The 15,325-nt window shown below is 65.7% G+C and carries 17 protein-coding genes; 5 read left to right on the top strand and 12 right to left on the bottom strand.

Annotation, left to right across the window (positions count from 1 at the left end):
- Positions 1-128: 128 nt before the first annotated feature.
- On the top strand, positions 129-1,034 hold the full coding sequence (locus tag E4191_RS20535) for an extracellular catalytic domain type 1 short-chain-length polyhydroxyalkanoate depolymerase (protein WP_139616215.1): 906 nt from the start codon (positions 129-131) through the stop codon (positions 1,032-1,034).
- Positions 1,035-1,472: 438 nt separating this feature from the next.
- On the opposite strand, the gene E4191_RS20530 is transcribed toward E4191_RS20535, so the two are convergent.
- From E4191_RS20530 to gspG, 12 genes are read right to left on the bottom strand one after another with little or no spacing between them, the layout of a single operon-like run.
- Complete coding sequence (locus tag E4191_RS20530) at positions 1,473-1,790, bottom strand: hypothetical protein (RefSeq protein WP_135816596.1); 318 nt, start codon at positions 1,788-1,790, stop codon at positions 1,473-1,475.
- Complete coding sequence (locus tag E4191_RS20525; protein WP_135816595.1) at positions 1,787-2,548, bottom strand: DUF4198 domain-containing protein; 762 nt, start codon at positions 2,546-2,548, stop codon at positions 1,787-1,789. Before E4191_RS20525 ends, E4191_RS20530 begins: the two co-directional genes overlap by 4 nt.
- Before the next feature lie 19 nt (positions 2,549-2,567).
- Positions 2,568-3,443, bottom strand: coding sequence for a metal ABC transporter substrate-binding protein (locus E4191_RS20520; protein WP_135816594.1), 876 nt, complete (start codon positions 3,441-3,443; stop codon positions 2,568-2,570).
- A gap of 20 nt (positions 3,444-3,463) precedes the next feature.
- Positions 3,464-4,627, bottom strand: a complete 1,164-nt coding sequence (locus E4191_RS20515; RefSeq protein WP_135816593.1) for an ABC transporter permease — start codon at positions 4,625-4,627, stop codon at positions 3,464-3,466.
- Entirely contained in the window at positions 4,624-5,286 is a 663-nt protein-coding gene (locus tag E4191_RS20510) for an ABC transporter ATP-binding protein (protein WP_135816592.1), read from the bottom strand. Before E4191_RS20510 ends, E4191_RS20515 begins: the two co-directional genes overlap by 4 nt.
- Positions 5,283-5,783, bottom strand: a complete 501-nt coding sequence (locus tag E4191_RS20505; protein WP_139616214.1) for a hypothetical protein — start codon at positions 5,781-5,783, stop codon at positions 5,283-5,285. The genes E4191_RS20510 and E4191_RS20505 overlap by 4 nt, the downstream gene beginning before the upstream one ends.
- A complete protein-coding gene (locus E4191_RS20500) occupies positions 5,770-6,573 on the bottom strand; it encodes a DUF4198 domain-containing protein (protein WP_139616213.1) in 804 nt (267 codons plus the stop codon). The genes E4191_RS20505 and E4191_RS20500 overlap by 14 nt, the downstream gene beginning before the upstream one ends.
- Positions 6,560-8,758 (bottom strand): type II secretion system secretin GspD, encoded by a 2,199-nt coding sequence (gene gspD / locus E4191_RS20495; protein WP_228461872.1) that lies wholly within the window; start codon positions 8,756-8,758, stop codon positions 6,560-6,562. The genes E4191_RS20500 and gspD overlap by 14 nt, the downstream gene beginning before the upstream one ends.
- Positions 8,759-8,766: 8 nt before the next feature.
- The gene (locus E4191_RS20490; protein ID WP_139616212.1) at positions 8,767-9,630 is read right to left on the bottom strand and encodes a type II secretion system protein N; all 864 of its coding nucleotides are present in this window, start codon (positions 9,628-9,630) and stop codon (positions 8,767-8,769) included.
- Positions 9,627-9,989 (bottom strand): type II secretion system minor pseudopilin GspI, encoded by a 363-nt coding sequence (gene gspI, locus E4191_RS20485; protein ID WP_135816588.1) that lies wholly within the window; start codon positions 9,987-9,989, stop codon positions 9,627-9,629. The genes E4191_RS20490 and gspI overlap by 4 nt, the downstream gene beginning before the upstream one ends.
- Complete coding sequence (locus E4191_RS20480; RefSeq protein WP_168217354.1) at positions 9,986-10,450, bottom strand: pilus assembly FimT family protein; 465 nt, start codon at positions 10,448-10,450, stop codon at positions 9,986-9,988. The genes gspI and E4191_RS20480 overlap by 4 nt, the downstream gene beginning before the upstream one ends.
- 26 nt (positions 10,451-10,476) lie before the next feature.
- Positions 10,477-10,956 (bottom strand): type II secretion system major pseudopilin GspG, encoded by a 480-nt coding sequence (gene gspG, locus E4191_RS20475; RefSeq protein ID WP_139616211.1) that lies wholly within the window; start codon positions 10,954-10,956, stop codon positions 10,477-10,479.
- Positions 10,957-11,078: 122 nt separating this feature from the next.
- On the opposite strand from gspG, the gene gspL reads away from it, so the two are divergent.
- The 4 genes from gspL to E4191_RS20455 are packed head-to-tail and all read left to right on the top strand — an operon-like array spanning position 11,079 to position 15,325.
- Positions 11,079-12,149 carry a type II secretion system protein GspL gene (gene gspL / locus E4191_RS20470; protein ID WP_139616210.1) on the top strand — a complete coding sequence of 357 codons (1,071 nt, stop codon included), beginning with the start codon at positions 11,079-11,081 and terminating at the stop codon, positions 12,147-12,149.
- Entirely contained in the window at positions 12,146-12,619 is a 474-nt protein-coding gene (gene gspM / locus E4191_RS20465) for a type II secretion system protein GspM (RefSeq protein WP_135816584.1), read from the top strand. Before gspL ends, gspM begins: the two co-directional genes overlap by 4 nt.
- 8 nt (positions 12,620-12,627) lie before the next feature.
- Complete coding sequence (gene gspE, locus E4191_RS20460; RefSeq protein ID WP_240768846.1) at positions 12,628-14,076, top strand: type II secretion system ATPase GspE; 1,449 nt, start codon at positions 12,628-12,630, stop codon at positions 14,074-14,076.
- A gap of 4 nt (positions 14,077-14,080) precedes the next feature.
- The gene (locus tag E4191_RS20455) at positions 14,081-15,325 is read left to right on the top strand and encodes a type II secretion system F family protein (protein WP_139616209.1); all 1,245 of its coding nucleotides are present in this window, start codon (positions 14,081-14,083) and stop codon (positions 15,323-15,325) included.

The raw sequence follows: 15,325 nt of genomic DNA, 5'->3' as shown, positions 1-15,325 counted from the left end.
CGCTCACGTCAATACATGCCGGAGTGGCATGGGCAGATGTGCGGCGATGACCAAAAAAACATCAGTGTCACTATAATCCAATATATTTCTGTGCGGGTCAGAAAGAGGCTCGCGAACAAGGAGCCTGCATGCCCATACCTTCAGATACTCACGGCAGCCTAGCCGAATTGCATGGTTTTGGAACCGATCCTGGGGCGCTGAGCGCGGAAACCTATATTCCTGAGAACTTTCCGAAGAACGGTCCGCTTGTGGTCGTGCTTCATGGCAGCACTCAGTCCCCAGAGAGCTATGATCTTGGCTCAGGCTGGTCGACGCTCGCCGACGAGTGCGGGATCGCGCTTCTTTTCCCAGGACAGCGCAACTCGAATAACGCCCTTGGCAGCTTTAACTGGTTCAAGTCCGGCGACATCCACCGCGACCGCGGCGAGCCGCTCTCTATATGTCAGATGATCAAGCAAGTGGTTGATGATCATGCTGTAGACCCGTCCCGCATCTTCATCACGGGCATGTCCTCGGGAGGTGCCATGACATCCGTGATGCTGGCGACCTACCCTGAAGTGTTCGCCGGAGGCGCAATCATTGCAGGCCTACCCTACCGCAGCGCCGAAAACTTGATGGAGGCGCTTGTTCGCATGAAGGGATATGGTGGACCATCGGACCGTACCTTGGACGCGCATGTGCGCGATGCGTCGGATTTCAGGGGGCGCTGGCCGACCATTTCGGTTTGGCATGGTGGCAGCGACAAGACTGTCGACAGTTCCAACGCCGACTCTATCGTCCGGCAATGGCAGAAGATCCACGACGTCGAAGGGCCGCCGACACGGGTGGAGAAGGTCGACGGATTTCCTCATAAAGTCTGGTGTGACGACACGGGACGGGCGGTAATCGAGGAATACATGATCACGGACATGGGCCACGGCACGCCCATTAGTGCAGAGGGTGCCGAAGGCCTAGGCGAAGCAAGCAAGTTCATGCTGGAGGTCGGTATCTCTTCGACTCGCCACATCGCCAAGTTCTGGGGGCTGACGCAGTGAAAGAACAATTGCTGCACTGGGGCTGTTGCCTGTGAGAACTTTAAGCACTGCCGCGAGAAGCACGGCCAACTCAGAGAAGATGCAAAGCCGAGCGTCGATTGATTCAATTTAAAGCTTTGGCGGTACTAGCAGAAAAAAAATTGGATTTCTTGCAAATTCCCATCGAAATTAGCTTTCTGATCCCTACCCTCCTATGGTGGACGCGGAGCACGAGTTGCACGGGATGTTGGTCCGGCTCCGGTTGCTGATGAAGGCCAAAGGTCCCGAGACCTAACTAGAAAACGTGGGTCACGTTGCCCACCAATCAACTGTCAATAAGTCGTTCTTATGCAACGTTTTCGCCCAATAGTAGTCAGGTCCGCTATGACGCATAGCGTTTAATGTGGGCTACAGTATCCTGAACTGACATGAGAAATAGAGTACCGAAAGATATCACTATCAGTTCAGATCTTGGGGCGTTAGCAGCCAGTAATTGTCGTGCCCACCGCCTGCATCCACCTCGATCCGCAGCCCGTCGGTGTGGTCGCCTACAGCAAAACGGATCGGATAAGGCGGTGTGACAGGCTGTTCTATGATCAGCGCCCCGGTCGCATCTAGGATGCGCAGCGTCCCCGTAGCGACGGGTCTGCCATCGGGGAAGGCCGCCTCTATCAGAACGACGCCATCCTCGACCCTTGCAAAAACGCTCAGTTGGTGAGCTGCTGCAGGTCCGGCGCAAACCAACAGTGCCATTGCGAACAAAGTTACTCGATTCATGGCCACGCCTCGAAATGGACCCATACAACTGCGCCCAGTTCGACGAGCTTTTCAACGCCATCGTGCGGCAGTGTATAGTCTGCTGTCGTCAGCGCCGCAAAGCCCCACCAGCCCGCACCGGGGGCTGCATAGCTGAACACGCCGTTATCATCGGCCAGGATCGTCTGGGTGATCATCGCGTCGGATGGCGCGGTCACCGCCCCGTCCTGATTGTAGAACTCAATCTCGACCTCGGCGCCGGGCACGGGCGCGCCGTCGCGCAGCACTTGCCCTTGGAACAGGTTGCCCGCCCACAGGCCATAGGGCTTGCTCAGCGGCTTGATCTCGGTGATTAGGCCTTGTGGTTCGGACCACCCCTCCTCCTGTCCGAAGGCGGCCAGATAGGTCTTGGTGTGGTGGACGATGAACGCATCCTCGGCCGGTTCCCAATACGGCTGCGGCTCCATGTACAGCACGTGCAGGCCGGGTTCGCTGATCGTCAGCTGCGTCGCGAAGGCGGGCTGACCCATGAAGGGCGCGGGCGTCAGCGTCGGCAGCAGGTCCGTCTCACCCTGCGGGCCGTACAGGCGGAACACCTTTGGCGTGACCAGCTCCATCCCCTCGCGTTCAAAGGGATGCGCAAAGGAAACGGTCACGTCGATGTCGCGCGGATCGTCCTGCATGATCATGCTGTCGGACGGGATGATCATGCCGTAATGCGCGACCCCCGGTGTGGCGGTCAGCAACAGGGCGGCGGCAAGGGTCAAGGGGTGGATCATCCGTATCCTCCAGATAGGGTCAGGCAGGGGGCAGGGCGGCGGCCAGCGCGGTCAGACCGGCGGCGATGGCGTCGAACGGGTCCTGATCGGCCGGGACCTGCGCGCCATCGGGCAGGACCACGATGGCCACGTCGCGGTCGGCCAACGCGGTGGCGGTGTCCGCCGGCGGGGCGGCGTTCCACAGCATCAGCGGCAGGGCGCCCGCCGCCAGCGCCGCGTCCAGCGCAGCCAGTTGGTCGGAGGTGGCGGGTGCTGCGGGGTCCAGCGTCGCCTCCTGCAGCGCGATGTCATAGGCGCGGCCCAGATACTCAAAGCCCGGCTGTGCGACCAGCACGGTCCGTCCGGCCAGCGCGGCGCCGACCGCCTGCGCCTGCGCGTCCAGCGCCGCCAGACGGTCGTTGAGCGTGGCCAGATTGGCCGCGTGGCTGTCGGCGCCATCCGGGTTGGCCCGCGTCAGCCCATAGGCCACGGCCTGCGCCTGCCGCCCGGCCAGTGTGAAGTCCAACCAGACATGCGGCGCCGTGCCGTCATGGGAATGGGTGGGCCCCGATCCGTGGCTGTGGCTTTGGCTGGTCAGATGGATTAGGTCCTCCTGCATTGCAGTGGTCGTGTCCACAACTCGCGCGCGGGGCAGGCTGACGCGGCTGGCCCAAGGTTCGAACCCCGCGCCGTTCAGTACGATCAGGTCGGCTGCCTGAATGGCGGCAATGGCCGGGATATCGGGGGTGAACGTAGCGGGGTCGGTGCCCTCGGGGGCGATGGTGGTGACGATCACGTCAGGGGCGATGGCGCGCACCATCGCGGCCAGCACGTCGTGGCTGGCGGTGACCGCCGGACCGTCAGCCAAGGCCGGGATCGGCGCAACAAGGACAAGACCAAGGATCAGTGAACGCATGGGCAGCCTTTCGGTCGGGGTCACAGACCCGTTGAGAGCATCATGTCCGCGATGGTCGATGAGAACCACGCAAGCGGGATCAGGAAAGTTGCGGCCAGCGCTAGCCCCAGCATCAGGATCACCCCGATCTGGGCACCGATGATGCGCGCGATGGTCAGCCGGTGCGCGCCAAGGCGGAACAGCGTCGCCATTTCCGCAGCCCGCAGCCGCGTGGCCAGCGTCAGCGCCAGCGCGACCGCGATCAGCGTCGCCGCCCCCACGATCACCACGACCAGATCCAGCAGCCGCCCGATGCGCAGCAGCGTGCCCAGCAGGCGGTCGATCACCGCCACCGGCGCGATCAGCTGCAGCGGGTCCGACGCCGCCAGATAGCGGCCCTGCAGGATTGCGGCCGCTCGGTCGTCGTCTGGCACCACGATCACCGCGCTGACGGGCAGGGCGGCCGGGTCGGCATGGACGTGAAAGCTGGTGATGGTGTCGGGCGTGATGCGGTTGAACTGGCGGATTGCGGGGCTGGCCACGACCGGCAGGCCGTTTTCATTGGCCACGGGTTCGGTATGGCCGTGCCCGATGCCCGCGATGATCCAGACCGTGTTCATGTCCACGAACACTGCGTCGTCATCGGCGCTGCGCGACGGCGCCAAGACCCCCGCGACAGTCAGCTCCAGCGGATAGACCCCCTCCAGATCGAACAGAGTGCGAGCGTCGGTCACCACCGTGTCGCCGGGGGCCAGACCCAGATTGCGGGCGGCGGATGCGCCCAGCACCGCCTCTCCGATCTGGGCCAGCGGGCGGCCTTGGGCCAACGTCAGGCGTCGATAATCGAAATAATCCAGCGTGGTGCCGACCAGCGGCGCCTGCCGCGCGGTCAGGCCCAGATGCAGCGGGATGGCCAGCCCCAGCCCGCTGCCCCAGACCGCGTCCGCCGCGCCCTGCGTCACGTCCCCCGGCACCGCCCCGTCGAAATACAGCGCGGCCAGCGTCAGATCCAGCGTCGATCCCCGCGCGCCCAACAGCAGGGGCGTCTGGCGCGCGCGGTCGCCCAGCCCCTGCTGCGCGGCGTTCAGGATCAGCCGGGTCGCCACCGGCACCGCCACTATCAGCGCGATGCAGATGATCAGCGCCCCCGAGGTCAGACGGTGGAACAGCAGATAGGCCAAAGCCAGCGTCAGCGCGTGCCTCATGGCGCGGCCTGCAGGTCGCGGAAATCGATCGTCCGGTCGAAGCGCGGCAGCAGATCGTGGTCGTGGGTCACGGCCAGAACCGTCGTGCCGCTGCGGGCCGCCTGATCGAACAGCAGGTCCAGGATGCGGCCCTTGGTGTCGGGGTCCAGGTTGCCCGTCGCCTCATCCGCCAGCAGGATCGCGGGGCGCGCTAGCAGGGCGCGGGCAATCGCCACCCGTTGCTGTTCGCCCATGCTGAGGCCGCCCGGGTGGCGGTCGATCTTGTCGCCCATGCCCACGGCATCCGCCAGGTCGCGGGCGCGGGCGCGCAGGTTGGGGGTCAGGGGCAGGTCGGGATGGATGCGCGCGGCGATCAATATGTTGTCCAGCACGGTCAAGTATTCGATCAGCGCAAAGTTCTGGAACACGAACCCGATGCGCGTCAGGCGGAACCGGCGCCGCGCGGCATCAGGCAGGGCGGCCATATCGGTGCCGTCCACCATCACGCTGCCCCCCAGTGGCACGACCAGCCCGGCGATCAGGTTCAGGACTGTCGTCTTGCCCGTGCCCGACGGGCCGACGATGGCGACGCGGGCACCCGCCGCGATATCCAGATGCGGTACATGGATCCGAAACCCGCCCTGAGGATAGGCAAAGGCCACATCGTGCAGCGCGATCACTCGCCGCCCTCGAATTCGATGGCGGCGTCGCGGTCGGCCTGGGTCAGCACGAAATCCGCCAGCCGCCAGCCGTCATCGGTCCGCGCCAGCGCCAGATCGGCTGAATAGAGGTTGATGCGTTCGTGGACATGCGCGGCATGCCTGACGCGACCCACCACGCGCCACGCCGCGCGGACATGGTTGGGGTCGGCCAGCATTTCAGTGTCATAGACCTCGACCGACAGGATCTGGGTCTGGCCATCCTCGGCATGGTCGGCAACCTGGGCTGCGCGGCGTTGCAGATACAGGTCGGTCACCACGTCGCCCGTGGCCGCTTGCGACAGCGCGTCGAATATGGCGGCCTCGTCCTCCAGCGCGTAGGCGCGATATACCTGCGTCAGCAGGTCGGGCAGCGCCTGCTCGGCGGTCGGACCGGGGGGTGCTGCGGGGTCGCGCAGGAACCAGAACGCCGCGGCGGACAGGGCCGCGATCACCAGCGCGATCCTAGCGAATGTCATAGGTCATCGAGGCCCACAGCGACTGCCAGTCCGCGCCCAGCAATTCCGTCATGCGCGCGCTGGCCGGCAGGACCTGGATGGCGTTGACCATGTAGGTGCCGGGAATGTCGGTGGGCACCGCGACCTCTCCGGCGGCATCGGTGCGCAGGCGCAGGTTGGTCACCGCGCCCGCCGCGTCGCGGATGAAGACGTGGACCGCCGCGTCGGGCGCGGGTTCGTCCAGGAAATGCACCCGCAGGCGCACGAACTCGGGGCGATCCTGATAGGGATTGGTCAGCGCGACCAGTTCCAGCGGCATGCCGAGGAAGCGGTCCGCGCCCTGCCCGTCCCCCACCGCGACCAGCGATTTCGCATAGCGGAAATAAACCTCGCGGATCTGATCGCCCGGGGCTTGCTGCGCCATCAGGTCCAGCCGTTGCGCCTCCAGCAGGAACATGACCCATTTGGCATAGCTGTCATAAGTTACCTGGAAATTCGTTGACTGATACCGTAGGACGTGCAGCCCGTCGCCCATGGACGGGGTCTGCAGGGACGGGACCTGCTCTTCGAGGCCTGTCACCGGGCGGGTGTCGTTGCCCCGCCAGACATCCACGGCCCGCTGCATTGAGGCGTAATTCGCGAGCTCTTCGCCGAAAAAGTGGCTGCCGATCATGGTACGGGCGGTGATGGGAGCACCAGTCTCGACACGGAAAGTGCTTGGTTCGATCCAGAATTCGTGTCCGGCCGCCGGGACCGCAAGGCCTATTATGACCAGCGCAAGTGCGGCAATGGCGCGATTAATACAATCCATCAATCTCGACCGGCAAACGTTGAACGGGTTTGGGTGCAAGTAGCAGGCTGCCTTGGTCCGGGGGCGCCGCCTCAATCGCGCGGAGGCGTTGGAACCTGTTGCCCGAAACGGCTTGGGCATCGCCCCGTGTTCGCAGAATTGTCGGGCGTAGGAAGACGAACAGCGTCTGGCGGCGCGCAGATTCCTGGCGCGATCGGAACAGACCGCCAACCACGGGGATCCGGCTGAGGCCCGGTACATCAGTCTGGTTCGTCTGTCGGTCGTCGGAGATCAGGCCGCCCAGCACGATCGTGCCGCCATTGTCGGCCAGCACGGTGGTCTTGATGCTGCGGGTGTTGGTGATCAGGTCGGCAGCTCCCTGTACGGTTGATTGCGCAAGCGAGGATGCCTCTTGTTCGATGTCCAACTGCACCACATCGCCTTGGTTCACCCGGGGAATGACACGCATCGTGATGCCCACGTCGCGGCGCTCGATCGTGTTCTGAGTGCTGCCTTCGCTGGTAAAGGATCCTGTTCGAAATGGCACGTTCTGGCCGACGATAATTTCGGCCGCCTGATTGTCGAGCGTGGTGATCGACGGGTTCGACAAGAGGTTCGCCTTGGTCGATGATCCAAGCGCCTGCAGCAGGACGCCGAATTCATCCTGACTGGACAGTCCGATAGACAAGCCCTGCGGCGACACCCCCCCCGCGACCGGCGCGCCCAGCAGTGTCAGGATGTTGCGCAGGGTTGGCCCGCCTGGCGAAAACGAGGTGGCCGCAAAGCCAGCAGGCGGGGCGGCGGCACCAAAGCCTAGCTGTACGCCCAGTGCCTCGGCGATGTCGCCCGACACCTCGACGATGGCGGCCTCGATCAGGACCTGGGGTCGGCGCTGGTCCAGTTGACCGATCAGGGCGGCCAGATCGGCCTGCACCTCAGCGCGGGCGCGCACGACGATGGCATTGGAATCAACCACTGCCTGGATCGAGATATCCTCAGCCGCCAGCGACGACACCGGGGGCGCGGTAGCCAGTTGCCCGAGCGTGGCGTCCACGACCTCTCCGCTGAAAAAATCGGGATCGGGCAGCGATTCCGCGATCGGATTGGTGGCCAACCCCCCGGACCCCACCAGTCCCTGCAGCACCTCGGCCATGGATTCCGCGTCGGCAAAGCGCAGGTTGTAGACTCGGGTAATAGGTAGGACCGACGGCACCGGCGGGCCGGGCACATCGAGACTGGCCACGATGTCGCGGGCAACCGCAATGGTCTCGGGATCTGTGTTCAAGAGGATCGTGTTCGACCGCGCGTCGACGGTTACGCGAGGTATCAGGGCATTCCCTGCTGCCCCCTCGACTGCCGATCCAAGCGCACCTTGCAGCGCCGCGCCCACCTCTGTTGCGTCGGCGTTCCGAACGCGGATCGAATAGACCTCTTGTCCGTTATCGACGTCCAGCGCCCGAACAATATCCTCGATCCGGCGAACGTTTTCCGCCGTGTCGGTGATGACCAGCGTGTTGGTATCCACGATCGCCTCGATGTACCCAAAGCTGGCGACCAGTGGGCGGAGGGCCGCGACCGCCGTCGTGGCTGGAAAATTGCGCAGGGTCACCAGTTCGGTGATCACGTCCAGCCGCCCCGGATTGGGCGTTTCCTGCGGCGTGGTCCCACCTTCGCGGATGGTGGCCTGGGGCACGATGCGCCACAGATCGCCCGACGGCAGCGCCGCGAACCCCTGCACGGCCAGCACCGACTGGAACAATTCCCAAACCCCCGCCGCCGTTAGCGGCGTGGTCGAGATGACCGTCACAACCCCCGTCACGTTCGGGTCCAGCACCAGAGTGCGGCTGGTGATTTCAGACACTTGTTCAGACAAAGAGCGGATGTCGGCATCGCGCAGGTTGATGACAAAGGTGGGGCCGCTGTCTGCCAGGACCGGACTTTCCGGAAGGATCGCGGGCGCGGGAATGGACGTGGCAGGCGGTAAGCTTGTAACCGGCGGCGTAATCGATCCGTCGGGCGCGGCCTGCTCCTCCAGCGGGGGCAGGATCGCATCGGCCGGGGACGGCAGGGTCGATTCCTCGATCACGTTCGGCGCTGACACATTTGGGCCGGGCAGCACAGGGTCAGGAGCGTCCGCCACCTGCGCAGAAACCAGGCCCGGAAAACCCAGGCCCAGCAAGAGAAATCCTATGCGAAACTGAAGCATCGTGCCCATCATTTGAGAGGAAATGACATGACAATCGCCTGCCCGTCACGTTGTAATTCGACACGGGCACGGCCCGACGCCGCAACCTGGTCGAAATATCGCCGGTCGGCCTCCATGTCCCCCACCCGCTGACCGTTCACGGATGTGATCACGTCACCCGGACGCATACCAGCCTGCAAGACCCCCGGCGAGGCATTGACACCGATTTGATAGCCATCGGGTGTTGGGGTCACACCCAGCCTGTCCAGAACGCCAAGCGCATCTGCTTGAATCGCGGCGCGGTAACGGTTGATCACGTCCTCGGGCGCATTGGACGTGTTGGTCGGCGCGGCCTGCGTCGCTTGCGGAATCAGGTTGCGCAGGTTGCCGCCCACGGCCCTCGCGGTGGCAGTTCGCGTATCGGCGAATGACAGCGTTTCCAATCTGCCGTCGACGCGCAGCACGACATGATCAGCGTTAACCTCGGCCACATCGGCATTTCCCAGGACGCGTGCACCAACGGGATAGCTGGCTACCGGCGTGTCCCCGCCCGAGATGATCGCCCGCGACGCCGAGGCCGGGTTCCCGATCGTCACACCCAGCAACGTCAGGCCAAGGCTGGTTTCGCCCGTCACCTGCGGTTCGGGTGTGGGCAAGCTGTCTTGACCGAATGGCGCAAAGTCCAGCAGCGGCGCCAGATCGGTGCGCGCTGCAGCGGCGGCCTGAGGACCCGCGAAGGCGGGAATGATCTGGCCATCCTGCCCAGCCAAGCGCCAGATGACCGGGGCCGCGGACCAGCCAAGATTGATCGCAGTCGCTGCGGCCAGCGTCCACAAGGCCGCCGGCCAAATCCGGACCGGCATGCCACCGGTAAGGCGTGCTATGTCGATCATCTGTCCGCCCCGCGCATCACAAATCCCGTCAGTCTGGCATAGACACGTCCGTCGGCACGATCAGTTGCAGCCAGATCGACCTGTTCCAGATCGGGGTCGCTGGTCGGGCTGCGCGTCTCGGTGACCGACAGGCTGACGCCCAGCATCGGCGCGGGTTCGGCGTCGGGATCCGCACCTACGGCTAGTTCGGCCAGATAATTCTCGGCCACCCACTGCGCGGCGGCACGGGATTCCAGCGCGGCGATAGTGCGGATATGCGCCTCGGTCGCGCCCAGCAAGGCCATGGCCGACATCGCCAGGATCGCCAACGCGACCAACGTCTCGATCAGGGTGAAACCGGCATCGGGCGCGCGCCTCATGCGGGCTCCTGCGGTCCGGCCAGAGCGGTGAAGCCGTCAAAGCCAACGGTCCAAGGCACGCCCACGCCGGCGAACAGGATCTGCCGGGCCGGGCCGCTGCCGCTGGCCGCGATCAGGACCGCGCCGCCATCGCCCGCCATGCCCATCTGCAACGGCGCGCGGATGTCATGCCGCATGGCCAGCCCCGGAACCGAGGCAGGACCCCATCCGTCCCCCGCTTTCTGCCATTGCTGAAAGGAATATCCGTCCGCGTCCCAGACCAACTGCAGGGCCAGACCGGAAATCATGGCCTCGTCCACGGCCAGCGTCAGCTGACGCGACAGGCGCACGGCCTCGGATTGTGCACGGGCGCCTCGGTCGGCGCCGTTCAGGCCCATCATCGTGGCGCCAGTGGCGACGCCGATCACGGCGATCACCACCAACACTTCGATCAGGGTCAGGCCCGCCTGACGGTCCCGCACGCGCCTGTCCGTCCCGTGGCGTGACGTCATCCACCCGCACCGGCGGTGGCGACACCCGGTCCCTGACGAATGTCGGCATCCACGCCTTCGCCGCCCGGCGCGCCATCGGCGCCAAGTGACAGTATTTCATACGGGCCGGCCTCGGCCGGGGCTCTATATTCGTAGGGGTTGCCCCACGGATCGACGGGCAAGTCCGGCAGATAACCGCCCGTGGCCCAGTTCACCGGCAGGGGCGCCTGCGAGGGCTGGACCGACAGCGCCGACAATCCCTGTGCCGTGGTCGGATAGGTGCGGTTATCCAGGCGGTACATTTCCAGGCTGGAGGAAATGGTGCGCATGTCTGCACCAGCCACGGCAACACGCGCCTCGTCCGGGCGCCCGATCACCTGCGGCACGACAAGGGCTGCGACAATGCCGATGATGACCAGCACGACCATCATCTCGATCAAAGTGACGCCGCTTTCAGGGTCGCGGCTGTTGCGGTTGCGGCGGGGCTTCAGGCGCATGGGTCGGGCTTTCACGCAGATTTGGCGGGCGCGGCCTCATATCTCTTGAAACCGTGCATGGTTTGACATCCTAATTTCAGCATGAAGAAAATGGAGCATCATAGCAAGCGAACTGGCCGAAGATGACCGCGATTAGCCCTGCTGCAGCCCTGCCCGACCGTGACGTGACCAGACCCCTGATTGCCACCCGGCCCGTAACTGTGCCCGACGACGTGACATTTCTGCCATCCGAGGATGTGCTGCTGTTGTCGGTCACCCTGCCCGCCATGTCTGCCGCACAACGGCGCATCGCCACTGGGTTTGCGATCGAGGATGATCTGGCCCAATCGCTGGATCAGGTGCATGTCGTGCCGGGACCGCAGATGCCCGACGGGCGCTGGCTGGTCGCGGTCGTCAGCCGTCAGGTGTTGGCGGATGTGACGGTGCCGCAGGGGCACCGCCTGCTGCCCGACGTGCTGACCTTGCCGGTTCCAGAGGGCGGATGGGCGGTGCTGGGCCAGCCAGGGCGTGTGCTGGTGCGCCTGCCCGACGGGACCGGCCTTGCCACCGATCCTGCCAGCGCGACCGTATTGTGGACCATGTCGGGGTCGCCACCATTGCATTCCTGCGGCGGTCCGCTGCCCGATGGGATGGCCGTCACGGACATGCTGCCCCTGCCCGCCGGTCCTGATCCGACGCTAGCGCGGTTCGACCTGATGGCAGGGATCAGGCCCGGCGGCGTGGTCCGCCTGCCGCGCGGGGCTCGTCTTGCGATCGCCGTGCTTTTGGCGTTTCTGTTGGGCCATCTGATGATAGCCACTGCCGACATGATCGCCCTGACCCGCATAGAGACAGCCCGGGAGGTGGAACTGCGCGCCGCCCTGAGCGCCGCAGGCCAGCCGGTGGGCGCGGACCTGACGGCCAGCCTGTCGCAGGCGCTGACCGCGTCGGGGGTGACAGCGGGGACCGGGTTTCTGGATCTGGCCCCTCAGGTCTTTGCCGCGATGGCCGATCAGGCGGGACAGGTCACGCTGACCGATCTCAGCTATGTGCAGGACAGCATCGTGATGACGCTGGAGGCCGCCGATCTGGCCGCCCTGCAGCAGATCGAGGCCAGTCTGCAGGACGCGGGCCTGTCCGTTCAGGCCGGTGCCGCCACCACCCGCGACGGTGCGGCCGAAGTGCAGATGACCGTTTCGCGGCGCGCGCCATGACCGGGACGATGCGCGACTGGCTGCCCCGCTGGCTTTCCGAACGCACGCCGCGCGAACGCTGGCTGCTGGGCATCGGCGCGGCGGTACTGCTGGTGTGGGTTGCAGTCACGCTGATCTGGCAGCCGGTGCAGTCGCGCCGTCACGCCGCCAGCCAGCAGATCGCATTGTACGACCGCGCGCTCGTCGCGCTGCAAATGGGCAGCGTACCTGCCGCCCCTGCAGGACCTGTCGACGCCCGCGCGCTGAACGCCATCGTGACCGAGGCCGCATCAGGGTTCGACCTGACGATCCGCCGTCTGGAACCGGAAGGCGAGCGCATCCGCGTCACCGTGGACGACGCTGCGTTCCAGACATTGGTCCTGTGGCTGGAGGCGATGGCCCGCGACAGCGCCCTGCGCGCCACAGAGTTAGACCTGTCCCGCCGCCCAGCCCCTGGTGTGGTCAATGCAACCATGGTGCTGGAACGATGACCCCCGACATGCGTCTGCCGTATGCGTTTGCCCGCCAGCACGGGGTTCTTCTGGAACAGGGCGAGGGTGGCCCGGTCTGCGTAGCCCGCCCCGCAGCCCCCCTCTCCGCCCTTGCCGAGGTGCGCCGCCTGGCCGGCCCCGCCCTGCGCCTGGCACCGGTCGCGCAGGCCGATTTCGACACGCGGCTGGCACAGGCCTATCGTGACAACGCCTCGGATGCATCGGACGCAGCGGGCGATGACGACGACCTGGCGTCGCTGGCTGATACGGCTGCGGTCGTGGACGACCTGCTGGACCAGTCGGGCGACGCGCCCGTCGTGCGCCTGATCAACGCTCTGCTCCTGGAGGCGATCCGCGAAAACGCCTCCGACATCCATATCGAGACGCAGGAGAAACGACTTGTCGTGCGGTTTCGCATCGACGGCATCCTGCGCCAGATGGTCGAACCCAAGCGCGCACTGGCGCCCCTGTTGGTCAGCCGCATCAAGGTCATGGCCCGGCTGGACATCGCCGAAAAACGCCTTCCGCAGGACGGGCGCGTGTCGCTGCGCGTGGGCGGCCACGAGGTTGATGTCCGCGTGTCGACCATCCCCTCGCAATATGGCGAGCGGGTGGTGATGCGCCTGCTGGACCGCGACCAGACGCGCCTCGGACTCGACCGCTTGGGCATGAGCCCGCGTGACGGCGCGGTGTTTGCCCGTCTGCTGGCGCGGCCCGACGGGATGCTGCTGGTGACGGGGCCGACCGGGTCGGGCAAGACAACATCGCTTTACGCCGCGCTGGATCATCTGAACGACCGCACCCGCAACATCATGACGGTCGAGGATCCGATCGAGTATTCCGTGGACGGGATCGGCCAGATGCAGGTGAATGCCCGCACCGACCTGACCTTTGCGCGCGGCCTGCGCGCCATCCTGCGCCAGGACCCCGACGTGATCATGGTGGGCGAAATCCGTGACCGCGAGACTGCCCAAATCGCCGTGGAATCCGCGATGACGGGCCATTTCGTCTTGTCCACCCTGCACACCAACACCGCCATCGGCGCGGTATCGCGGCTGATCGACATGGGGGTCGAACGGTTCCTGCTGGCGCCGATGCTGATCGGCGTCGTGGCGCAGCGGCTGGTGCGTCGCCTGTGCACAGACTGCCGCCGCCCGGAACCCGCGACCCAGGCCGATGCGGCGCTGATCGATGGACTTGCCGTGGGCGAGACGGTGTTCCGCGCCACGGGCTGCGCGTCCTGTCATGGTCAGGGCTATCGCGGCCGCGCCGGCATCTACGAGGTGATCGCCATCACCCGCGATCTGGAAACCCTGATTCATCAAGGTGCGTCCGAGGCTGATCTGACCGACGCCGCGCGCCGCGACGGGCCCGGTCTGGTCACTGACGGGCTGCGCCAGATCCGCGCCGGGCTGACCACCATCGAGGACGTCGCCCGCGTCGTGCAAGAGGTCTGAGGGCATGCCCGCGTTCCGTTTCAAAGCCATCGACGCCGCGGGTAAACCGCAAAGCGGCATGTACGAGGCCGCGACCGCCGCCGCCGCCCGCGCGGGCCTGCGCGGGCGCGGCCTGCTGCCGCTGGAGGTCGAAGGCGTGGCGCCCGGTAAGGCCCAATCTGGCAAGGCTGCCCGCGCCGACACCGCGTCCGTGCCGCGTCGCAGCAAGGGCGCACGGATCCCCCTGTCGGCGCTGACGCTGGTCACCCGGCAGATGTCCACCCTGCTGGGTGCGGGCCTGAGGGTCGAAGACGCACTGTCTGCCATTGCCGTGGGGCAGCCGCCCAAGGTTGCGGGCATCCTGCTGACTGTGCGCGGCGCGGTGCTGGAAGGACGTTCCTTTGGCGAGGCGCTGGCCGGGTATCCCCAGGTGTTTTCCGATTTCTACCGCGCCTCGGTCCGGGCGGGGGAACAATCGGGGCGGCTGGATCAGGTCATGGCGCATCTGGCGAATTTCGTTGAGAACCGCGCCCGAAACCGCCAGACCGTCCAGCTGGCGTTGCTGTATCCGGCGCTGCTGGCCTTTGTCAGCCTGGCGATCATCACCATGCTGATGGCCTTTGTGATCCCTGACATCATGCGCGTGTTCAGCGCGCGCGGCGCGGACCTGCCGTTCCTGACGCGGGCGCTGATCGCAGTATCGGATCTCGTGCGCGGATACGGGCTGATTGCCTTGGGATTGGTGGTGGCTGCGGCTTTTGGGTTCCGACGCTGGCTGGGCACAGGGCAGAACCGACTGCGCTGGCACCGAGTGCTGGCCACGCGCCGCCCCACCGCACGCGTCGTCCAGCGCATGAACGCATCGCAATTCGCAGGCACGCTGGCCACGTTGGTGCAAAGCCGCGTGCCCCTGATCGAGGCGTTGGCCGCCGCATCCGACGTCACACCCAACCTATTCGTGCGCGCCCGCGTGGTGGACGCCACAGAAAAGATCCGGCAGGGTATCAGCCTAAAACGCGCCATGGAAGAGGCCGGGGTCTTTCCTGCCATGCTGATCGCGATGGTCGCCAGCGGCGAGGCCGGTGGCCATCTGGGCGACGCGTTGGACCGTGCCGCAACCGATCAGCAGCGCGATCTGGATGCCTGGGTGCGCGCGCTGGTGGCGCTGGTCGAACCGGCGATCCTGCTGATCATGGGCGGGTTCGTGATGATCATGGTGTTGGCGATCCTGCTGCCCATCGTGTCGATGAACAGCCTTGCGGGGGTCTGA

Source organism: Paracoccus liaowanqingii (assembly GCF_004683865.2).
Classification (GTDB): domain Bacteria; phylum Pseudomonadota; class Alphaproteobacteria; order Rhodobacterales; family Rhodobacteraceae; genus Paracoccus; species Paracoccus liaowanqingii.
The sequence above is the reverse complement of the archived record's forward strand: the minus strand, read 5'-3'. Positions and strand labels throughout refer to the sequence as shown.